General features: G+C 68.9%; 19 protein-coding genes and 2 pseudogenes. 5 read left to right on the top strand and 16 right to left on the bottom strand.

Annotated elements, in window-relative coordinates; translation table 11 throughout:
- Both ACFVJ3_RS39450 and ACFVJ3_RS39445 read right to left on the bottom strand, forming a co-directional pair.
- Positions 1-203 (bottom strand): annotated as a pseudogene (locus ACFVJ3_RS39450) (steroid 3-ketoacyl-CoA thiolase); the annotation flags it as partial.
- 124 nt (positions 204-327) lie between these two features.
- Complete coding sequence (locus ACFVJ3_RS39445; RefSeq protein WP_378457227.1) at positions 328-1128, bottom strand: crotonase/enoyl-CoA hydratase family protein; 801 nt, start codon at positions 1126-1128, stop codon at positions 328-330.
- Positions 1129-1276: 148 nt separating this feature from the next.
- Here ACFVJ3_RS39445 and ACFVJ3_RS39440 point away from each other — a divergent pair, with 148 nt between their 5' ends.
- Genes ACFVJ3_RS39440 through ACFVJ3_RS39430 form a run of 3 tightly spaced genes read left to right on the top strand, consistent with a single transcriptional unit; the run spans position 1277 to position 4612 of the window.
- Entirely contained in the window at positions 1277-2248 is a 972-nt protein-coding gene (locus tag ACFVJ3_RS39440; protein ID WP_378457226.1) for an NADPH:quinone oxidoreductase family protein, read from the top strand.
- Positions 2249-2260: 12 nt separating this feature from the next.
- Complete coding sequence (locus tag ACFVJ3_RS39435) at positions 2261-3043, top strand: enoyl-CoA hydratase (RefSeq protein ID WP_378457225.1); 783 nt, start codon at positions 2261-2263, stop codon at positions 3041-3043.
- A gap of 9 nt (positions 3044-3052) precedes the next feature.
- Positions 3053-4612, top strand: coding sequence for a long-chain-fatty-acid--CoA ligase (locus ACFVJ3_RS39430; protein ID WP_378457224.1), 1560 nt, complete (start codon positions 3053-3055; stop codon positions 4610-4612).
- Here ACFVJ3_RS39430 and ACFVJ3_RS39425 read toward each other — a convergent pair.
- From ACFVJ3_RS39425 to ACFVJ3_RS39390, 8 genes are all read right to left on the bottom strand, one after another.
- Entirely contained in the window at positions 4609-5550 is a 942-nt protein-coding gene (locus ACFVJ3_RS39425) for an alpha/beta hydrolase (RefSeq protein WP_378457223.1), read from the bottom strand. The genes ACFVJ3_RS39430 and ACFVJ3_RS39425 overlap by 4 nt on opposite strands.
- Positions 5551-5654: 104 nt before the next feature.
- Positions 5655-6098, bottom strand: coding sequence for an SRPBCC family protein (locus ACFVJ3_RS39420; RefSeq protein ID WP_378457230.1), 444 nt, complete (start codon positions 6096-6098; stop codon positions 5655-5657).
- A 2-nt stretch (positions 6099-6100) separates the two neighbouring features.
- Positions 6101-7654 carry a succinic semialdehyde dehydrogenase gene (locus tag ACFVJ3_RS39415; protein ID WP_378457222.1) on the bottom strand — a complete coding sequence of 518 codons (1554 nt, stop codon included), beginning with the start codon at positions 7652-7654 and terminating at the stop codon, positions 6101-6103.
- 79 nt (positions 7655-7733) lie between these two features.
- Positions 7734-8129, bottom strand: a complete 396-nt coding sequence (locus ACFVJ3_RS39410; RefSeq protein WP_378457221.1) for a low affinity iron permease family protein — start codon at positions 8127-8129, stop codon at positions 7734-7736.
- A 42-nt stretch (positions 8130-8171) separates the two neighbouring features.
- Positions 8172-9530, bottom strand: coding sequence for an L-serine ammonia-lyase (locus ACFVJ3_RS39405; RefSeq protein ID WP_378457220.1), 1359 nt, complete (start codon positions 9528-9530; stop codon positions 8172-8174).
- A complete protein-coding gene (locus tag ACFVJ3_RS39400) occupies positions 9527-10768 on the bottom strand; it encodes an amidohydrolase (protein WP_378457219.1) in 1242 nt (413 codons plus the stop codon). Before ACFVJ3_RS39400 ends, ACFVJ3_RS39405 begins: the two co-directional genes overlap by 4 nt.
- A 35-nt stretch (positions 10769-10803) precedes the next feature.
- Positions 10804-12231: an amidohydrolase gene (locus tag ACFVJ3_RS39395; RefSeq protein ID WP_378457218.1), complete on the bottom strand. Its 1428-nt coding sequence runs from the start codon at positions 12229-12231 to the stop codon at positions 10804-10806.
- Positions 12232-12265: 34 nt separating this feature from the next.
- The gene (locus tag ACFVJ3_RS39390) at positions 12266-13732 is read right to left on the bottom strand and encodes an MFS transporter (protein ID WP_378457217.1); all 1467 of its coding nucleotides are present in this window, start codon (positions 13730-13732) and stop codon (positions 12266-12268) included.
- A 102-nt stretch (positions 13733-13834) separates the two neighbouring features.
- Here ACFVJ3_RS39390 and ACFVJ3_RS39385 point away from each other — a divergent pair, with 102 nt between their 5' ends.
- On the top strand, positions 13835-14848 hold the full coding sequence (locus ACFVJ3_RS39385) for an Lrp/AsnC family transcriptional regulator (protein WP_378457216.1): 1014 nt from the start codon (positions 13835-13837) through the stop codon (positions 14846-14848).
- Between the two features lie 92 nt (positions 14849-14940).
- Positions 14941-15321: a hemophore-related protein gene (locus ACFVJ3_RS39380; protein WP_378457215.1), complete on the top strand. Its 381-nt coding sequence runs from the start codon at positions 14941-14943 to the stop codon at positions 15319-15321.
- A gap of 6 nt (positions 15322-15327) precedes the next feature.
- Here the strand turns inward: ACFVJ3_RS39380 and ACFVJ3_RS39375 are convergent.
- The 6 genes and pseudogenes from ACFVJ3_RS39375 to ACFVJ3_RS39350 form a co-directional block, all read right to left on the bottom strand.
- Positions 15328-16307 (bottom strand): annotated as a pseudogene (locus ACFVJ3_RS39375) (2-hydroxyacid dehydrogenase).
- Positions 16307-17644, bottom strand: coding sequence for a glucarate dehydratase (gene gudD, locus ACFVJ3_RS39370; protein ID WP_378457214.1), 1338 nt, complete (start codon positions 17642-17644; stop codon positions 16307-16309). Before gudD ends, ACFVJ3_RS39375 begins: the two are co-directional and overlap by 1 nt.
- Before the next feature lie 121 nt (positions 17645-17765).
- Positions 17766-18482, bottom strand: a complete 717-nt coding sequence (locus ACFVJ3_RS39365) for a sulfite exporter TauE/SafE family protein (protein WP_005256537.1) — start codon at positions 18480-18482, stop codon at positions 17766-17768.
- Complete coding sequence (locus tag ACFVJ3_RS39360) at positions 18479-19495, bottom strand: ABC transporter ATP-binding protein (protein WP_378457213.1); 1017 nt, start codon at positions 19493-19495, stop codon at positions 18479-18481. The genes ACFVJ3_RS39365 and ACFVJ3_RS39360 overlap by 4 nt, the downstream gene beginning before the upstream one ends.
- Positions 19488-20516, bottom strand: a complete 1029-nt coding sequence (locus ACFVJ3_RS39355) for an ABC transporter ATP-binding protein (protein WP_378457212.1) — start codon at positions 20514-20516, stop codon at positions 19488-19490. Before ACFVJ3_RS39355 ends, ACFVJ3_RS39360 begins: the two co-directional genes overlap by 8 nt.
- Entirely contained in the window at positions 20513-21541 is a 1029-nt protein-coding gene (locus ACFVJ3_RS39350) for an ABC transporter permease (RefSeq protein ID WP_378457211.1), read from the bottom strand. Before ACFVJ3_RS39350 ends, ACFVJ3_RS39355 begins: the two co-directional genes overlap by 4 nt.
- Positions 21542-21543 lie beyond the last annotated feature (2 nt).

Here is a 21543-nt window from a genome sequence, read left to right as displayed (position 1 = left end):
ATGTTGAGGGCCTGCTCGCCGGCCTGACCGACACAGCCGCCGATGACGTCGTCGACCTGTGCGGGGTCGATGCCGTTGCGTTCGACGATGCTGCGGAGCACGTGCGCCAGCAGTTCCACCGGGTGCGTACCCGACAGCGCGCCGCCCGGCTTGCCCTTACCGGAGGCGAGGCGGACGACGTCCACGATGACAGCGTTGGTCATGTTGTTCCCTTTCGAGGAGAAGAAAGTGGTTGCGGCCCGGTGTCCGGGTTCGACAGGACACCGGGCCGAGTTCCTGGAGCTGTGAGTACTTGTTAACCGCCCGCGGTTAACAAGTACTCACGGGTCAGCGGCCCTGCCAGACCGGCTGGCGCTTCTCGGCGAACGCCGTCGGGCCTTCCTTGGCATCCGCGCTGGTGAAGATGGTCGCGATGGCGGCGTTGTTCGCCTCCCACGCCCCGTCGCCCCAGTCGGGTTCGGTCGCGGTGCGGTGGATCATGGCCTTCGATTCGCGCACCGACAGCGGCGCGTTCGCGGCTATCTGCTCGGCGAGTTCGAGCGCGACGTCGAGGGCGGTGCCTGCCGGGGCGACCCGGTTGACCAGGCCCAGCTCCTTGCCCTGCGCCGCGCTGATCGGTTCGCCGGTGAGCGCGATCTCCAGCGCGACCTTCTTCGGGATCTGCTGCTGCAGGCGGATCACGCCGCCGGCGGCGGCGAACAGTCCGCGCTTGACCTCGGGAAGCCCGAGCTTCGCCTCCTCGTCCACGACCGCGAGGTCACTGGCGAGCACCAGTTCGGTGCCGCCGCCCAGGGCGAAGCCGTTGACCGCGGCGATGGTCGGCTTGCTGATCCAGTGCTGCGCGTATCCGGCGAATCCCCACTCGGGATGTCCGTCCGCGGCCGTGTTCTGGCCCGACGCCAGGGCCTTGAGGTCGGCGCCCGCGCAGAATGCCCGGCCCGACCCGGTCACGACGACCACCCGCACCTCGGGGTCGTTCTCGGCCTGCTCGAGCAGACTGCCCACCGCGGTCGACAACGCACCGTTCACCGCGTTGAGCGCCTTTGGGCGGTTCAGCGTGATGATGCCGATGCCTCCGCGCCGCTCCCACAGTGCGGCTGCCTCCGTCGTCTCCGTCTGTTCTGGCACGTCTCATCCTCCGACTCGGCCTGATTACTGATCGCTCGTTAAAGTTAGTACCACGGCGTCACCGGCACGGTCAATGGTCGAATTTATCTAGCGCCCGTTCAGTTGCGTCTGGTATGGATAGTCAGGGACCGACGGAGGAGACCACCACGTGTATGCCCAGCAATTGACCACCGCTTCCGGCCCTGCCGGAGTGCATCTCGTCGAGATCGACGAACCCGACGGAACCGGCCTCGTCGTCGTGGATCTGCACGCCGCCGGAGTGTCGTTTCCCGACCTGCTGCAGACCACCGGCAGCTACCAGCTCGTCCGCGAACTGCCGTTCGTACTCGGCGTCGAGGGCGCGGGCGTGGTCCGTAGCGCACCCGCGGACAGCGGCATCCGGGCCGGGCAGCGGGTGGCCGTCCTCGCGTCGGACGGAGCGTGGCAGCGGACAGTCGCGGTGGAGCCGGACTCGGTGTTCCCGCTACCCGATTCGGTGTCGCTGGAGGCCGGCGCGGGCTTCCTGATGAACTACCTCACCGTGCACTTCGCCCTCGACGAGCGCGCCCGCTACCGGACCGGCGAGACCGTGCTGGTGCACGGCGCCGCAGGTGGTGTCGGGGTCGCCGCACTGCAGGTCGCGGCCGCGCTGGGGCTCGAGACCATCGCCGTGGTCAGCACCGAGGAGAAGGCCGGCATCGCGAAGGCCAACCGCGCCGATCACGTCGTCCTGCTGGACGGCTGGAAGGACCGGGTCCGCGACCTCACCGGAGGCCGCGGAGTCGACATCATCCTCGACCCGGTCGGCGGCGACCGTTTCACCGACAGCCTGCGCAGCCTCGCGCCCAACGGGCGACTGGTGGTCCTCGGCTTCACCGGCGGCGAGATCCCCACCGTCAAGGTCAATCGCCTTCTCCTGCGTAACATCTCCGTCCTCGGGGCCGGTTGGGGCGAATACGTGCGCACCAATCCCGGATACACGAGCAGGCAGTGGGCGACATTGGGCCCGCTCCTCGAATCGGGTGCGCTGCAGATCACCGAACCCACCGTCTACTCGTTCGAACACGCCGGCGACGCACTGCGGACGCTCGAAACCCGTTCCGCCACCGGCAAGATCGCCCTCTCCGTCCGTCCTTCCTGACAAAGGATCCTCATGAGCTCCGACATTCCCGGCGTGGACACGACCGTCGACAACGGCGTCCTCCGCGTCACTCTCAACCGCACCTCCCGCATGAACGCCGTCACCACCGAGACCCTCGACGCCGTCGCCGACGCTTTCGACAAGCACGCGGGCGACGCGCAGGTCCGGACCGCCGTCCTCACCGGCACCGGTCGCGCGTTCTGCACGGGTGCGGACCTGGGTGGCGAGAAGACGTCCGGTCCGCCGTCGGCCGCGACGATCGACGCCGCGAACCGCACGGCGGCCACGATCCGTGCGTTCCCCCGGCCCGTGATCGGCGCGGTCAACGGTCCCGCCGCCGGCGTCGGGGTCTCCCTCGCCCTGGCCTGCGACCTCACGATCGCCACCGCGTCGAGCTACTTCCTGCTCGCGTTCACGAAGGTCGGCCTGATGCCGGACGGTGGTGCCACCGCGCTCGTCGCCGCGTCGATCGGTCGCGCCCGCGCACTGAAGATGGCGCTTCTGGCCGAAAGACTGCCCGCTGCCGAGGCTCTCGCTGCCGGGTTGATCGCCGACGTGTACCCCGACGACGAGTTCGCCGCATCGATCGAGGCCCTCGCCCGACGTCTCGCCGACGGACCGTCGGAGGCCTTCCACTTCACCAAGGACGCCGTCAACGACGCCACCCTCACCGAACTGGACAACGCGTTCGCCCGCGAGCGCGCAGGCCAGCTCGACCTCCTCGCCGCCCCCGATTACAAGGAAGGCGTCGCGGCGTTCCTGGAGAAGCGTCCCGCCGTGTTCGGCCGAGGCTGAGGACCTACCTTGACAGCAACGTCGCACGCTCAGCCCTTCGCCTCCCGGCGCACGCACTGGGCCAATCATGTTGCCCGGCATGCCTTCGCGAAGCCCGATGCCGTGGCGCTCCGATACCGGGGGGCCTCGACCACCTGGCGTGAGCTCGAGGACCGCAGCGCGAGGACCGCCGCAGTCCTCGCTGCCCGCGGTGTCGGCCGCGGCGACCGTGTCGTGCTACTGCTGACCAACCGTCCCGAGTTCCTCGAGGTGATGCTGGCCGCCACTCGCCTGGGTGCGATCGCGGTCCCGGTGAACTTCCGGCTCAGTCCCGGCGAAGTGCGGTTCATCGTCGCCGACAGCGACGCCACCGTCGTGGTCGTCGAGGATTCACTCACCGGTCTCGCCGCGGAGGTCGACGACAGCGTGCCGGTCCTCGTTGTCGGCGACGCCCCCGACGACGTCTCACTCGAGACGCAGTTGCGCGCAGCCGACCCCGACGTCCCGATCGCGGACGTGGCGGAGGACTCCCCCGCCGCCATCATGTACACGTCCGGCACCACCGGGCGTCCGAAGGGCGCGGTGCTGTCGCACCTCAATCTGCAGGCGCAGGCGCTGACCCTCATCCGGGGATGGCGACTGTTCGACACCGAGTCCGAGGTCAACCTGGTCTCGTCCCCGCTGTTCCACATCGCAGCCCTCGGCAGCGTCGGGCCGTTCCTGCTGATCGGCGCCACCATCGTGATCCACCCGACCGGTGCGTTCGATGCGACCGAACTACTCGACGCGCTCGAGCGCGAGCGGGTGACCAGTGTGTTCATGGTGCCCACCCAGTGGCAGGCCATCCTCGACGACGCCGGCCCCGAGGGCCGGGATCTGGCCTTGCGGGTGTTGGGATGGGGCGCCGCGCCTGCCACCCCGACACTCCTCGACCGGCTGAACGCCGCATTCCCCGACGCCGAGATCGTGGCCTTCTTCGGGCAGACCGAGATGTCGCCGGTGACGTGCATGCTCGACTGCAAGGATGCCGTGCGCAAGATCGGCTCGGTCGGGAAGCCGATCGACACGGTCGCGATGCGCGTGGTCGACGAGGCGATGAACGACGTGCCGCAGGGCGAGATCGGTGAGATCGTCTACCGCGGACCGGGACTCATGGAGGGATACTGGCGCAACCCCGAGGCTACCGCGGACGCGTTCGACGGCGGCTGGTTCCACTCCGGCGATCTGGTGCGCGTGGATTCCGAGGGATTCGTGTACGTGGTGGACCGCAAGAAGGACATGATCATCTCGGGCGGGGAGAACATCTACTGCGCCGAGGTCGAGAATGCCCTCGCCGCTCACCCGGACATCGTCGACGTCGCCGTGATCGGGCGGGCCGACGAGCGGTGGGGCGAGGTTCCCGTCGCGGTCGTGGTCCCGCGGGCCGGGGCCGCGCCGGGGGTCGACGCCCTCGCGGACTGGCTCGACGGCCGGGTCGCCCGGTACAAGCGGCCCAGGTTCGTCGAGGTCCTCCCCCAATTGCCCCGCAACGCCAGCGGCAAGGTCGTCAAAGGTGTTCTGCGCGAACAGTTCGGCACCGTGGGCAGTTAGGGTGTGCGGAGGTGGCGGGCGAGGAATTCGGTCTCGTCCGCGACCACCCGCTCGAAGAGTTCGCCGAAGTAGGGGTCGAAATGACCGCCCGGATACACGTGCACCTCGGCGCCGGGGGTCTTGGCCGCGGCCTTCTGCGCACTGCGGGTGAAGGTGACGACGTCGTGGTCGGCGATGGCGAAGAAGACGGGGCAGGCGATCTTCGCGACCGTCGTCGTCGGCCGGTACAGCGCCGCCTGCAACGCCACCCGCCCCGGTGTTTCGTTGCGCCACGTCGAACCGGGCGGATCCATCCCGTGATATCCCGCCTCCGCGTCGGGTGTGGTCATCGCCGCGAACGAGCCCGGTGGCCCGACGACGGGAAACATGTACGGCGGCCGGTGTCGCACCTGCGCATACCGGTCCCGCAGGTAGGCGATCGCCATGCGGCCGAGGCCGGCCATGCCGAGCCGCGGAAGGTTCGTCAGACCGTCGACGTACGGAACCTGTGACACGACCGCGGCCACGCGCCGGTCCCGTGCGGCCGCCGTCAGGACGAGTCCGCCGGACAGTGACGTCCCCCAGAGCGCGACCCGGCTGGAGTCTATGTCCGGGCGGCTGCGCACGAACGCGACGGCGCTGTCCCAGTCGTCGAGTTGACTGTCGATGTCGAGCAGCTGGCGGGGTTCGCCCTCGCTGGCACCGAAGTAGCGGTAGTCGAATACCAGCGCCGTGACTCCCGCGGCCGCGAACCGCTCCGCGAACGCGTCGAGTCTCTGCTCGCGCACCCCGCTCCAGCCGTGGGCGAGCACCACACAGGGTGCTGCCGTGGGAGTTTCGGATCGGCGCCGGTACAGCCAGGCGGCGCAACGCTGTCCCCGCGAGGAGAACCACACGTCCTCGCGGCGGACGTCAGGGCACGACCGACCAGCTTCGACGGGTGTCGGCCGAGGATTCATGGGACGCGCCTCCGAGAGGTGTGGACAGCGTCCAGTCTCGGGCCCTGCGCGCGGCGGCGGAAGCCACCCTAGGGTGACGAATCGGCACCCCAGGGTGGAAGAGATCAGCGCTCGAGGGCGGCTTTCATGCGCTCGAGGGTCTGCCGCATCCCGTCCTGCATCAGCTGGTCGCGGTTGCTGCCCAGCACCTTCGATTTCTGCACCAGCCGCACCCACCATACGGGTGTCGCGTAGATCTCCCGGGTCTCGGTGACGAGTGTGCCGGCGCCGGACGGCTCGAGGTGATACGTCCAGCGCGCCTTCGGCTCGTCCGCCTCGAACGAGAATTTCTGGCCCGGAACGATATCCACGACGGTGCAGTGCGTCTTCCACCGCGCCGCCCCGTGCCGGTTGGCGCCGACGAACCGCGACCCGACCGTCGCCGGGGAACCGGACGTCCAGCGCGCCCCGGTGTTCTCGGGGCTGAACCGGCCCATGCCCGCCACGTCGGTCACCACGTCCCACACCATGCCGGGCGGGACGTCGATCTGGATGCTCGCGCTGTCCACGTCTAGCGGCCCGGAATCCACTGCAGCGCCTTCACGAAGGGCGGCATGATCTTGGCCCACACCTTCGGCGACAGTCCACGCGGACCGCCGAGGTTGAGGATGCGGGTGGTGGCGATGGTCTGCGGTTCGGTGTACTTGACGATCCCGTCGTCGCCGTGGCGGCGCCCGACGCCGGAGACTCCCATGCCGCCCATCGGCGCACCGGTGCTCCCCCATGCCGGGGCGTAACCCTCGTCGACGTTGACGGTTCCGGCGTGGATCCGTGCGGCTATGGCCTCGCCCTCCGCCTTGGTTCCCGCCCACACGCTGGCGTTCAGGCCGTACTCCGTGTCGTTGGCGCGTTCGATCGCCTCGTCCACGTCGGCGACGGGGTAGATCGAGACCAGCGGTCCGAACGTCTCGTCGCGGTAGCACTCGGCGTCCTCGGGAACACCGGTCAGGACGGTCGGCTCGTAGAACAGGGGTCCGAGGTCGGGGCGCGCCTTGCCGCCGGCGACTATGGTGGCGCCCTTGACGACGGCGTCGTCGACGTGGCTGGACACGGCCTTGACCTGCGCCTCGGACACGAGGCTGCCCATTTCGATGCCGAAGTCGTAGCCGGCGCCGAGCTTCATGTTGCGGACGCGCTCCCCGAACATCCGGGTGAACTCGGGTGCGATGGACTCCTCCACGTAGATCCGCTCGATCGAGATGCACAGCTGCCCGGAGTTGGAGTAGCAGGCGCGGACGGCGGCGTCGGTGACCTCACGGAGGTTCGCGCCGGCGGTGACGATCATCGGGTTCTTGCCACCGAGTTCGGCGGAGAAGCCGATGAGACGGCGACCGGCCTGCTCGGCGAGGAGCTGACCCGTGGCCGAGGACCCGGTGAACATCAGGTACTCGGTGTTCTCCACGAGGGCGGTGCCGACCACCGAGCCCGGCCCGGGGACAACGGCGAACAGGTCACGCGGCAGGCCCGCCTGATACAGCAGGTCGACGCAGGCCAGGGCGCAGTACGGGGTCTGGCTGTCGGGCTTGAGGACGACGGCGTTGCCGGCGAGCAGCGCGGCGACGGCGTCGGACACCGCGAGGGTCATGGGGTAGTTCCACGGCGAGATGACGCCGACGACGCCCTTCGGCTGGTACCGCACGACCGTCTTGGTGAGGCCGGGCAGCATGCCGGAGATGCGGCGGGGACGCAGCAGCTTGGGGGCGACACGCGCGTAGTGGCGGGCGGTCATCGAGATGTCGAGGACCTCCTCCTGCGCCGCTGCGCGGGACTTGCCCGTCTCGGCCTGAGCCATGTCCATCAGGGCGTCGCGGTTCTCGAGCACCAGGTCGCGGTAGCGGTGGAAGATCGCGGCGCGTTCCGTGACGGGACGCTTGGCCCATTCCTTCTGCGCCACCCGGGCACGTGCGATCGCGTCCTGGGCGTCCTGAGCGGTACCGACCGGGACGGTGGCCAGTTCCTTACCCGTGAACGCCTCGACGACGGACCGCGTCGGGCGATCCGCCGCATCCGGGATGGCGATGAGGTCGGCGAGCCGCGCGAACGTGGCGGCGGACGGAACAGGCATTTCGTACCCCTACTGGTTAGTAGTTTTTGCGGTTACACATAACTTACCTGTTCGGTGGGCTGTGTCACAGGGGCCGGTGTCAATGCCGTTCCTCGAGCCCGATGGCCTCGCGCAACTTCTTCTCCGCCTCATTCAGGTCGGGATCCTCGCGGGCGGAGGATTCGAGCAGCGCCGCGAGCGCCTCGGCGATCACGTTCAGCTTCTCCTGGAGCGCCTCGGTGGCACGACGGTTGGCGTTCTCGAGCAACACGACGAGCAGCAGGGTGAACACCGCACCCACGGTATGGATGGCGATCTGCCATTCGTGGAGGTCCTTCCACAGGGGAATGCTGACCACCCACAACGCGACAACTCCCGCGCACACCCCGAAGAAGGGCGCCTGGCTGACCTTCACCTCGATCTGTGCGACAAACCTGTCGAACAGCGAACGGTGATCACCCTGGCGACGACGTGCAGCCTTCGCGCTGCGCTCCATGTACGGAGTCTAGGCGCAGGTCACACCTCCGAGGCGCCCCTTTCAGCAGATCACGACGTTGAGCGCGAGACCTCCTGTCGACGTCTCCTTGTACTTGTCGGACATGTCGCGGCCCGTCTGCCGCATCGTCTCGATGACGGTGTCGAGGGAGACGACGTGGCCGCCGTCGCTGTTCGACGCCATCCGGGCCGCGCTCAGTGCGGTGACCGCCGCGATCCCGTTCCGCTCGATGCAGGGAATCTGCACCAGCCCGCCGACCGGGTCGCAGGTCAGGCCGAGGTGGTGTTCCATCGCGATCTCGGCGGCGTACTCGACCTGCGCCGGCCTGCCGCCGAGCACCGCGCACAGCGCCCCGGCCGCCATGGCGCACGCCGAACCGACCTCACCCTGACAGCCGGCCTCCGCGCCCGAGATGGAGGCGTTCGCCTTGACCAGTGATCCGATCACGGTGGCGGTGAGCAGGAACGCCCGCATGTCGGCGTTGCCGCCGGCGAGGAACTGCTCGTAGTACCGCCCGACGGCCGGGACGATTCCCGCGGCCCCGTTCGTCGGCGCCGTGACGACACGCCCGCCCGCGGCGTTCTCCTCGTTGACGGCCATCGCGTACGTCTGCAGCCAGTCGATCGCCTCGTGGCCTCCGGAGCCGGCTGCGCCGAGTCTCCGGTACAGACCGGGGGCCCGCCGCACGACGTCCAGTCCACCGGGAAGCCGGCCCTCGGTGGACACGCCGGCGTCGATGCACGCCACCATGGCCGACCAGATGCGGTCGACCGCCTCCGGCACACGATCGGCACCGATCAGCGCGGCCTCGTTCGCTTCGGCGACATCGGCGATGCTCATCCCGGTCGACTCGCAGATCCCCAGCAATTCTCCGGCGGTCGTGAAGGGGAACGGCACCGGCCGGTCGTCGACATACGACGGTGCCGCGTCCTCGGGGACGACGAACCCACCGCCGACCGAGTAGTACACCCGGTCGGCGACGGTGGAACGGTCGCCGTCGAGAGCTCGCAGGCGCAGAGCGTTGGTGTGCAACGGCATTCGGGTGAGCGGCGCCAGCACCACGTCCTCGGTGCACATCACAACCGGGTGCGTCCCGCCGAGGGCGACGGTGGCGCCGTCGCCGAGCTTCCGCCATGCGCCCCGAACGTCGTCGGGGTCGCATGTCTCCGGCCGGGCGCCGGTCAGCCCGGCGACGACGGCATCGGGGGTTCCGTGACCGATGCCGGTCGCCGCCAGGGCGCCGTAGAGAACGCACTCGACCCGGTCGACCCGGTCGAGCCGACCGGCCGCGTGCAGCCCGTCCACGAAGTCCGCCGCCGCGCGCATCGGACCGACGGTGTGTGAGCTGCTGGGCCCGATCCCGAGGGAGAAGAGCTCGGTCAGGGATATGTAAGCACTCACGCCCAGTTCGCCGTCCGGGTGGACCCCTCCGGCCGTTCCGCCTGCAGGCGCAGCAACTCGCCACGGACCTCGGCGTCCAGAGCGACGTCGAGGACCGTCCACGCCAGCGCCGTCGCACCGTCGAGGATCGCAGCATCGGCCGCGGGACTGGCAGCGGCGTCGGCGAAGTCGGCGTTGTGGGGGATCGCGGTGCTGCCCAGTACCGCGATCGCGGGATGGATGGACGGCACGACCTGCGACACGTTGCCCATGTCGCTGGAGCCTCCGCCGAGTGAGGCGGACGTCAGTTCGCGACCGGTGGCCCGCAGGTTCTCGTCCCAGATCGCCGCGAGCGCCGGGTTCTGGACCATCGGCGCATACGGCGGCTCCGTGGCCGCGTACGTCCACTCGCATCCGGTGGCGAGTGCTCCCGCCTCGAAGCAGGCGAGCACACGCTCTTTCACCTCGCGCCACTCACCGATCTCCGGCGCCCGCACCTCGACCTGCACGACTGTCCTGGCCGGAATGATGTTGGTGACGTCGCCCCCGTGCGAGACGAATGCGTTGACGCGTGTCTTTGCCCGGAACTGCTGGCGGACCAGTCCGATGGCGTTCAGCGCGATCGTCGCCGCGGCACCGGCGTTGATCCCGTGCTCGGGCGCGCCCGCGGCATGCGCGGCGCGGCCGGTGAACGTGACCTCGAACCGGTCGACCGCCTGCATCCACAGCGAGGCACAGGGCATGTCGGTCCCCGACGCACCGTGGACCATCAGGGACAATGCCGCATCCTCCCACGCACCGGCTTCGAGCATCGGGATCTTGCCGCCGCCGTGCTCCTCGGCCGGTGTGCCCAGCAGTGTGATCCGGAGACCGGCGTCGTCGGCGACCGCCGCGAGCGCGAGGGCCGCGCCGACCCCGGCGGCCGCGATCATGTTGTGGCCACATGCGTGCCCGACTTCGGGCAGCGCGTCGTATTCGGCGCAGATCACGACGGTGAGGTCGCCGGTCCCATAGACCGCTTCGACGGCCGTGTCGAGTCCGTAGACGCCGACGGTGGTGTCGAAGCCCGCTTTCCGGAGTGCGTCCCCGACGAGAGCGGCGGCGCGGTGCTCCTCGAACGCGATCTCGGGGGTGTCGTGAATGCGGTGGCTGAGTTCGAGCAGTTCCTTCTCGCGATTCCGGACTACCTGTGCTGCAGTGTCCTTCAGTGCTGCTGCGCGCGTCGCGGTGGTGTCGCCGACGGGGGTGGCGAGCGTCATGTGCGGGTTCCTTCCAGGTGGTTTCGAATGGGCGGTCAGACGGTGCCGCGCAGCGGCGGGGCGACGACCCCGTCGGGAAGCGGTGAGTCGTACGGGGTCTCGGAGGTGCGGGAGGTGAACTCCTTGCGCGCCGACGCCAGCAGCTCGGCGTCCGTCAGGAGGTCCGCCGCGGTCGCGGCCATGATCTTTGCGGCGTGGATCATCCCCTTGTGTGCGGCGGGAAGCTTGCCCTGGGCGACCATCTGCCACGAGTGGGCGGCAGTGCCGACGGCGACGCACGCCGTGGCGCACTGTACGAGGGGTGTCACCCAGCTGACGTCGCCGAGGTCGCTGGAGCCGGTCATCGTCGGCCGTGATGTCCGCGCGTCGAACGTGACGATGTCGGTGTGCAGAGCGCTTCCGTCGCCCTCGAACTCACCGCCGAGAGTGCTCGCCGTGCGTCCCGATGCCGGCACGGTGACGAACGCCGACGCGGACTCGAGGTCGGTGGCGTCGAAGGGAACCGGTCCGAGCTCGCGGAGCCGCTCCTGCATCGAATCCTCGAGGACGACGTTGGGCAGGATGTCCGAGCATCCGCCGTCGATCTCGATCTCGACCGTGGTCTCGGTCATCAGCGCGGCGCCCTCGGCGATTTTCGTCACGCGGGCGAACAGTTCGCGCATGCCGGCCACGTCCGGCGACCGCACCAGGTAGTACGCCTCGGCGCTCGCCTGGACCACGTTGGGTGAGCGACCGCCGGTGTCGAGGATCGCGTAATGGATCCGGCAGTCCGACGGCATGTGTTCACGCAGGAAGTTCGTGCCGACGTTCATCAGCTCGAGCGCGTCGAGAGCGCTGCGACCGCGCTCGGGGGACACACCGGCGTGCGACGCGATACCGGTGAAGCGGACGTAGGCCTGGACGTAGGCGAGCGTCCGAATCCGTTGCACGGTGGTCGTGTCACCGGGGTGCCACGACACGGCGGCGTCGACGTCGGCGAACGCACCCTCCTTCACCATGAACGTCTTTCCGGCGGCGGCCTCCTCTGCGGGGCAGCCGTAGTAACGGACGGTTCCGGGGAGGCCGTTCGCGTCGAGGTACCGCTTGACCGCGGTCGCGGCCAGGAGCGAACCACCACCGAGAAGGTGATGTCCGCATCCCTGCCCGTTCCCGGTCTCGTTGCCGGGCTCCGGTTCCGGCGTGGCACTTCCCGATTTCTGACTCAGCCCGGCGAGTGCGTCGTACTCGCCGACGATCGCGATCACCGGCGCGCCGCTTCCGGCTTCGGCGCTGAACGCGGTCGGGATATCGGCCACCGCCCGGGTGACCGTGAAACCCTCGGCCTCCGCGACGGCGATCTGCGCATCGACGGAAGCGTGTTCTTCCCAACGCAGTTCGGGGTCGTCCCAGATCGCATCGCTCAATGCGGCGTACTGTGCGCCGAGTTCGTCGATGGTGCCGAGGAGGTATGGATCGACAGACACTTCGATGTCCTTTCGTTCGGTGTTTCCAGGGATGTCAGGCGTGCACTTGCTCGTCGTCGGCAAGTGGGGTCTTGTCGTTTTCGGTGACGGTCGCCGGCGAGCGGAGTTTCAGTGCCAGAAGAGCTGTGAGGGCGCACAGTGCCGCACAGACGGCCCACACCACGTGATAGGCGCCCACGGAGGGGATCTGTTTGGCGCTGCCGGTGAGCGCGGGAGTGATCATCGACGACATCACGAGGGCGAACACGGCGCCGGCCACGGCTCCCGACGCGGTTCGGGACGTGTTGTAGAGGCCGGATGCGATGCCGACCGAATCCGGTGGGGCCTGCTGCACGATGACGGCGGGCAGTACTCCGACCACCACACCGCCACCCAGTCCCGCGACGACGAGCCACAGCGCAAACAGCGCGGCGTCACCCGGGACGACGATCATCAGGATGTAGGACGCCGCCGAGAGGACCGCACCCAGTGCGAGCGATCCGGCCACGGTGAGGGCGGAACGGGCGAGCCGGTCGCTCATGGACGCACCGACGAACATCGCGAGCGCGAACAGCGCCAGGATCAGCCCGGTCATCGAGGCGGTGACGCCCAGCCCGTAGCCGTTGGTTTCCGGCGTGGCCCGGAGGAAGAGGGCGCTGGGGGTCTGGACACCGAACAGTTGGGCGCCGAACAGCATTGCCATCAACATGGGCACGCGCATTCCTCGTCCGACCACGTCGAGGTCCACGAGAGGATGCCGGACCCGTCGTTCCACGAACACCCACACGACGAGAACGACGGCCCCGACCCCGATGGCCGTCCACGTCAGGACGCTCGTCCAGCCCCAGGTGCCGGCGTTGGAGACACCGCCGAGCACCCCGAGCAGACCCACCGTCAGCAGGACCGCGCCGGTCCAGTCGACGGTGCCCGTCTTGCGCACCGTCGTCTCCGGGACGAGGAAGTACACCACCGCAAGGCAGATCGTCATGAGGACGGCGGGCACGAGCAGCACGACGCTCACGTCGCCGATCACCGAGTCGAGGAGGAATCCCGAGAGCAGGCCGCCGACGGCGGCACCCAGTGTCAGCGACCCGACGAGTCGCCCGATGCTCCGGCCCGCAGTGGCCGGGTTGCGGTCCCGCACGATCGCGAACTCGAGCGGAAGGAACGCCGCGAGCGGCGCCTGCAACGCCCGGCCAACGAGCAGCAATTCGAACGACGGTGCGAACGCGACGAGGAACGAACCGAGCGCAACGGACGCGGTCGCGACGACGAGAAGCCGTTTGTGCCCGAAGAGGTCACCGAGTTTGGCGATCAGCGGGACGCAGGCGGCCGTTCCCAGCAGATACATTGCGCTCACCCAGTTCAAGGCGGCGGACGACGCGTCGAAACGTTCGCCGATGGCGGGCAGCAGCGGGGAGAACCACCCCTGCAACAGGCCGCTGGCGAACTCCATGACCACGAGGAATCCGACCGCTGCCGTGGCAGCGTCGCTTCCCTGGAGGTGGCGCGAAGAACTCATGTGGACTCCAAGAGGATCAGCGGACAGTGACTGATGGAAGAGTGACCCGATGTGAATTCCGTCGTGTAAAATTGCAGCTTTCTCGGCACAAGAGGACGAATCATGCAGGATTACGAGCCAGATGATGTCGACTTCGGTCTCATGCATGCACTGCAGATCGAGCCGCGGGCATCCTGGAAGGCGCTCGCACCGATCCTGGCCGTCGACCCCGTGACGTTGTCGCGGCGGTACCAGCGGCTCCGCGACACCGGTCTGATCTGGATCACCGGCTACGACGCCGGGACGCCGGGACGCGGCGCGCTGATCGAAATCGAATGCGCACCGGGACAATCCGTCGCAACTGCGCAGGCGATGTCGGAAGATCCGATGGTCGCCGGCGTCGACTTCACGGCGGGCGGCCGCGACCTCCTGCTCACGCTGATGGCGCAGGATTCGGCGGACACGTCGCGGTTCCTGCTCCATCGGCTCGGGGAGTATCCGGCGATCCGGCGAGCCCGGACCCACCTCATCACCGAGGTGCTCTTCGAGGCCGGGAACTGGCGGCTGCGCACGCTGTCCGCGGCGCAGGCCGGCCGGGTTCCCGGCGCCCGGCCGCCCCGCCCCCGGGCCGCGCGGACGGTCTCACCCGACCTGAAACGCGTGATCCATTACGAACTCGGCATCGACGGCCGCGCGCCCACCACGGCGATCGCCGAACGCGCCGGCGTCAGCAATCAGCGCATCACCGACGCGATCGCGACGATGCGGCGAGACGGATCCCTCCTGCTGCGCACCGACATTGCCCGGACCTACTCCGAATGGCCGATCTACGCCTGGTACTTCATGCAGGTTCCCGCGCCGCTGATCGAACGGCTGAGGACGTCGCTGGGCCGGATCGAGGAAGTGCGGCTGGCGGTACTCGTGGCCAGCGAATACAACCTGATCATGGCCGTCTGGTTGCGCACCCTCAACGACGTGCACCGGTTCGAACTGCTTCTCGAGAAGCTCCTGCCCGGGTCGCGGGTGGCGGACCGGTCGGTGGTCATGCAGATCGGGAAACACCTGGGGCACATCCTGGACGACCGCGGACGGGCCACGGGTCCCGTGGTTTCCATGATCTCCCCCGCCGGGACGTGACCGGGCCGCGATTCTCAGACGGTCCTCAGAAAAGTCACAACTCGGGCCCCTATCGTTGCCCCGGCAAACCAACCGACATGGGAGGACTCGTCATGAACGTTTCACGAGCACGTCTGCAATTCGGTATCGCCGCCGTCGGCGCGATCTCCGCCGCCCTCGTGATCCCGGGCATCGCTTCCGCTGATCCGGCCGACTCCGACTCCGCCCGCCTCGTGAACTCCACCTGCAGCTTCGCGCAGATCGATGCGGCGATGCACGACGTGACTCCGCAGCTCGCCGCACGCCTGGACCAGGCACCCGAGCGCAAGGCTCAGCTGGCGGACTTCTTCTCGAAGACCCCGGCCGACCGCCAGGCCGTTCTCGACGCGCACCCGCAGCTGAAGAGCCGACTGGACACCGTCCCGACCGAGGGACCGGCCGTCGAGTGGCGCGCAAAAGCCCTGACGATCGCCGAGACCTGCGGTAACTACTGACGCACGCTAGGCGGGGCGGACGGTGCGCAGGACCGTCTGCCCTGTGTCCAGCCGGCGGATGTTGTCGGTGATGTCGCGAACACGGCCGACGAACGTGTGGTCGGTGACGCCGGACGAGTGCGGGGTCATCAGGACGTTCGGCAGGTCGCGGAACGGCAGCGCGCTCGGGGCGCCGCGACCGCCGGCATCGGGGTAGGAGTACCACACGTCGATCGCCGCGGCCGCGATCCGGTGCGACGCCAGCGCGTCGTACAGCGGTTGTTCCTGGACGAGCGGGCCGCGCCCGACGTTGATCAGGATGCCGTCGGCGCCGAGCGCGTCGAGTTCCGCGCCGCCGATCATCTGCGGGTGTGATCGTTCAGGGGCGCGGACACCACCACCACGTCGGACTCCGTCAGGAGCCGGAGCAACGACGTGTTGTCTCCCGCCCAAGCGAGGCCTTCCGCGGCGGCGTCGAGACTTCCCCGCCCGGTCACGGCGCAGCCCTCGGCACCGAACGCGCGCAGCAGGTTCCACGACCGCCGGCCGATGTGACCGAAGCCGACGAATCCGACCCGCGCGCCCCGCATCGACCGGGACTGCGCGATCGCGTCGTCGTAGACCGACGTGGCCCACACGTCGCCGCGGAGGGCGCGATCGTGTCGGAGGAATCCGCGTCGCAGCATCAGCGCCGCCGACACGATGTACTCGGCGATGGAATCCTCGTGGTGAAAGGTGTTGGCCACCAGAGTGTCGGCAGGGAGGGCGTCGAATTCGACCTTGTCGGTGCCCGCGCCGGCCACGTGCAGCAGGCGCAGCTTCGGTGCTGCGGCCGCCATCGCGGCGGTGAACCGGCCGCCCACGTACACGTCGGCGTCGGCCAGATCGGCGACGATCTCCGGTTCGTCGAACGTCCGATGCCACGACACCGTCGCACCGGACGGCAGCCCCGACTCGAACAATTCGCGATGCGGCAGCAGGTTCCGGTCGCCGACGACGATCTTCATCAGGCGCGCACCAGCGCGGGCCGCTTGCTGTCGAACGTCCAGTTCGGCACCAGGAACTGCATGCCGATCGAATCGTCGCGGGCGCCGAGCCCCTTCTGCAGATACAGCTCGTGGGCGGCCTCGACGCGGTCCATGTCGAGTTCCACCCCGAGGCCGGGGGTCGACGGCACCGTGAGGTAGCCGCCTTCGATCTCGTACGGGTCCTTGGTGATCCGCTGACCGTCCTGCCAGATCCAGTGGGTGTCGATGGCGGTGATGTCGCCAGGAGCCGCGGCCGCGACGTGGGTGAACATCGCGAGCGACACGTCGAAGTGGTTGTTGGAATGCGAACCCCACGTGAGGCCCCACGCATCACAGAGCTGGGCGACGCGGACCGATCCGTTCATCGTCCAGAAGTGCGGGTCGGCGAGCGGGATGTCGACGGCGCCGGAGCGGATGGTGTGCCCCATCTCGCGCCAGTCGGTGGCGATCATGTTGGTGGCGGTCGGCAGTCCGGTGGCGCGCTTGAATTCGCTCATCACCTCGCGACCGGAGAAGCTGCCCTCGGGGCCGACGGGGTCTTCGGCGTACGCGAGAACGTCTTTCAGTCCGCGGCAGGTCTCGATCGCGTCCGACAGCAGCCAACCGCCGTTGGGGTCGAGGGTGATCCGGGCGTCGGGGAACCGCTCGGCCAGTGCCGTGACCGCGGCCGCCTCCTCGTGCGGTGCGAGGACGCCGCCCTTGAGCTTGAAGTCCGCGAAGCCGTACCGCGCCTGGGCCGCCTCGGCGAGTAGCACGACCGCGTCCGGTGTCAGCGCCTCCTCGTGCCGCAGTCGCAGCCAGTCGTCGGACTCCGCCGCACCCGACTGGTAGTCGAGGTCGGTCTTGTTGCGGTCGCCGACGAAGAAGAGATAACCGAGCGCCTGCACCTTCTCGCGCTGCTGACCCTCGCCGAGCAGGGCCGCGACGGGAACGCCGAGGTGCTGCCCGAGAACGTCGAGGAGTGCCGACTCGACGGCGGTGACGGCATGGATCGCGACGCGGAGGTCGAACGTCTGGTTGCCGCGGCCTGCGGCGTCCCGGTCGGCGAACGTGCGCCGCAGATCGGCGAGAACGCCGTTGTACTCGCCGATGCTGCGCCCCGTCACGATCGCGCGGGCGTCCTCGAGGGTACGGCGGATCGGTTCACCACCGGGCACCTCGCCGACACCGGTGTTGCCGTCGGAATCGGTGAGGATCACCAGGTTCCGGGTGAAGTACGGGGCATGCGCACCGGACAGGTTCAGGAGCATGCTGTCGTGTCCCGCGATCGGGACCACTCGCATGTCGGTGACGATCGGGGTGCTCGTTGTACTCATCTCCGAAAACCTTCCTTCACAGCGCAGCGCCGCCCGTGAGGCGCCTCACAACCAAAACTCTAAGTGGCCCGATCGATACATGTCCAAGACTTGTTGAGCATCGATCGATGCAGACACTGCATCAGAGAAGCTGCTGACCGATCAGCATCAACGCACCCACACAGGACACCGTGATGGACGCCCGGCGCAGGCGCGCCGCGTCCAGGTGACGATTCACGAACCGCGACGCCACATAGCCGAGCACCGTCGCCGGGATCAGCAGCAGGAACATCACCGCCGACTCGCGGTGCACCGACCCCGTCGCGGCGAGAACGGCAACCGACAGTGTGGAGCCGACCAGGAAGAACGCGCTCATGTTGCCGCGCAGCTGCGCCCCCTTCGACCCCTGCATCACCAGGGCCATCGGCGGTCCGCCGATCGACGTGGCCGTGCCGAGCAGACCCGACGCGGCCCCGGCGACGGCGAGGTTCCGGCGTCGCGGCGGCGGTGCCCAGCCCAGCGTCGCGAAGACGACCCCGGCCAGCACCACGGCCGCGAGCAGCAGCGACAGTCCCCGTTCCGGCAGTACCACCAGCAGCAACGCACCCGCGATCGTGCCCGGCACCCGGCCGGCCAGCGCCCACCCGGTGCCCGACAGATCGAGGGCGTCGCGTTCCCGCCACACCACCATCACCGTGACGACCGTCGCCGTCATGATCAGCGTCCCGGGCAGCAGGCCCGGGTCGACGAGCGCGACGACGGGTGCCGCGAGCATGCCCATCCCGAATCCGATCGACGCCTGCATGCACGAGGCGAGGAAGACGGCGAACGCGATGATCGCGAACTCTGCCCCGCTCACCCGACCGCGACGGGGACCGGGACGCCGAGTTCGACCGGACGCCGGGGATGGTGGCATTCGGCGACGTGGCCGCTCTCGCGCTCGTCGACCGCTGCAGGTGGCACGGTGCTCGCGCAGATGTCGGTCGCGTGGGCGCAGCGGGTGCGGAACCGGCAGCCCGACGGCGGGTTCAGCGGCGACGGCACTTCACCGTCGAGGATGATCCGCTTGCCGCGGGATGCGGCGTCCAGTTTCGGTGCCGCCGACATCAGGGCCTCGGTGTACGGGTGGGCGGGACGGTCGAAGACGGCGTCCGTCGCACCTGTCTCCACGATCCGCCCGACGTACATCACGGCGACGCGGTCGGCGACGTGCCGGACCACCGACAGGTCGTGCGAGATGAACACGTACGAGATGCCGAGCTGCTTCTGCAGGTCGTTCAGCAGGTTGAGCACCTGGGCCTGCACCGACAGGTCGAGTGCCGACACGGGTTCGTCGCAGATGACGACGCTCGGGTTCAACGCCAGGGCGCGGGCGATCCCGAGTCGTTGCCGCTGACCACCGGAGAACTCCTGCGGGTACCGGTGCTCGTCGCTCGGCCGCAGCCCCACCAGATGCAGCAGTTCCCGCACCCGCGCCGCCCGGTCGCGGCTCGTCTTGTACATCGTCTTGTGGGTGCGCCACGGCTCGGCGATGATGTCGGCCGCCGACATCCGGGAGTTCAGCGACGCGTACGGGTCCTGGAACACCATCTGCACCCGGCGGCGCAGGGCGAGCAGGTCCTTGCCCTTCAGCGAGAACGGGTCGACGCCGTCCCACGTCACCGAACCGGAGTCGGGGCGCTCGAGCATCATCAGCGTGCGGGCGAGAGTGGACTTGCCACAGCCCGATTCGCCGACGAGCCCGAGCGTTTCGCCGCGGGCGAGGTCGAGGTCGATGCCGTCGAGCGCGCGCAACTGATTCTTGCCTGCCGCGTTGGCTGGCACCTTGAACGTCTTGGTGAGGCCCCGCACCTTCAGAATCGACTCAGACATGTGAGATCTCCTCGGGGAAATGGCACGCCGAGCGGCGACCGGGTGTGGCGACGTCGGCGAGCGGCGGGCGGGTGGTCCGGCACAGGTCGCGGGCCAGCGGGCAGCGCGCCTGGTAGACGCAGCCGGACGGAATGGAGTGCAGGTCGGGCGGGGTGCCGCCGATGGACTTCAGGTCCTCGCCGCGGACCGCGTGCACGGGGACCGAATCGAGCAGGCCCTTCGTGTACGGGTGCTGCGGCGACGCGAAGACCTCGGCGACCGGGCCCGTCTCGACGACGTTGCCCGCGTACATGATCGCGACGCGGTCGGCCTCCTCCGCGACGAGGGCGAGGTCGTGGGTGATGAGGATGACGGCCATGTCGTGCTCGGTGCGCAGATCCCGCAGCAGCGACATGATCTGTGCCTGCACCGTGACGTCGAGTGCCGTCGTCGGCTCGTCGGCGAGCAGGACCGTCGGGCTCAGTGCGACGGCCATCGCGATCAGCAGGCGCTGCCGCATGCCGCCGGAGAACTGGTGTGGGTAGGAGTCGACGCGCGATTCGGGCTCGGGAATCCCGACCCTCTGCATCAGCGAGATCGCCTCCCGCCTCGCCTCTTTCGCGGACAGCTTGCGATGGATCCGGAACGGTTCGGCCAACTGCTTGCCGACCGTGTAGACGGGATTGAGCGCGGTCAGCGCGTCCTGGAACACGATGGCGAGTTCGGTAGCGGCGAGGGTGCGGCGGGTCCTGGCTTTCGCCGTCACCAGGTCGACGTCGCCGAGACGGACCGAGCCGTCGGTGATGTCGGCGATCGGTTCGAGCAGGCCGACGAGGGCCTGCGCGGTCATCGACTTGCCGCACCCCGACTCACCGAGCAGCGCGAGGGTCTCCCCGCGTCGCGCGGTGAACGACACGTGGTCGACGGCCCGGACCGTGCCCGAGGGGGTGCGCAGGTCGACGGTCAGATCCGCGACCTCGAGGGCGACGCGGTCGTTGTCAGCGACGTCGAGCGATTCGACAGCCGGTGCAGGTGCACTCATGAGACGACCTTTCGGGTGGGGAACAGCCGGGAGCGACGCGACCGCGGGACGGTCAGACGCCAGCGCTGGGCGGGGTCGGTGGCGATCCGGGCCCACGCCGCGAGCACGGTCGCCGACACGGTGGTGATGACGATGGCGAGGCCAGGGAAGAACGACAGCCACCACGCCGTCTGCAGGTACGTCCGGCCCTGGGACACCATCAGGCCCCAGCTGATGTCCGGCGGCTGGATGCCGATGCCGAGGAAGCTCAGCGACGACTCGGCGAGCATCACGTAGCAGAAGTCGAGGGTGGCGACTGTGAGCAGCGTCGGCAGCAGGATGGGGAACACGTGCCGGCGGATGACGGCCCCGCTGCGGGCGCCGAAAGTACGGGCGGCGTCCACGAACAACCGGCTCTGCAGTTCCGCCGACTCCGCACGGGCGGTGCGGAGGTAGATCGGGATGCGGGTGATCGCCAGGACCAGGACGATATTCGCGGCGCTGGGCGAGAACACGTACAGGACGACGACGGCCATCAGCAGCGACGGGAAGCTCATGATGACGTCGGCAACGCGCATCGCCGTCGTTTCCCGCCAGCCGCGGTGGTAGCCGGCCCACATGCCGACGAGAGACCCGGCGATGCAGGACAGCGCGACCGCGGGCAGCGCCACCAGGAGGGTGGTGCGGCACGCGACGATCAACCGGGCCAGCATGCTGCGTCCGAGCGGGTCGGTGCCGAGGATGTTCATCCACCCGTTCGCGACGTGGAACGGTGCGAGGTTGGACTGGTCGAGGTTCTGATCCGTCGCAGCGTCGCCGACGAGCCACGGGCCGAACACGGCGACGAGGAACACGAACACCAGGATCGCCGCCGCGACCGTCGCCATCCGGTCCCGTAGGAGCAGTCGCCACAACGGCGCCTTGCTCCGGGAGGCCTTCGGTGCCGGAACGGTTTCTTCGACGGGGGCCGCGACGGCCGGCGTCTCGTCGGGGCCCGGGTAGACGTCGCCGGCTCCGTCCAGGCGGGGTGCGTTGTCTATGGACATGT

Origin of the sequence: Rhodococcus sp. NPDC127593 (assembly GCF_042671975.1) — a bacterium.
Classification (GTDB): domain Bacteria; phylum Actinomycetota; class Actinomycetes; order Mycobacteriales; family Mycobacteriaceae; genus Rhodococcus_F.
This window is presented reverse-complemented; position numbering and strand designations above follow the sequence as displayed.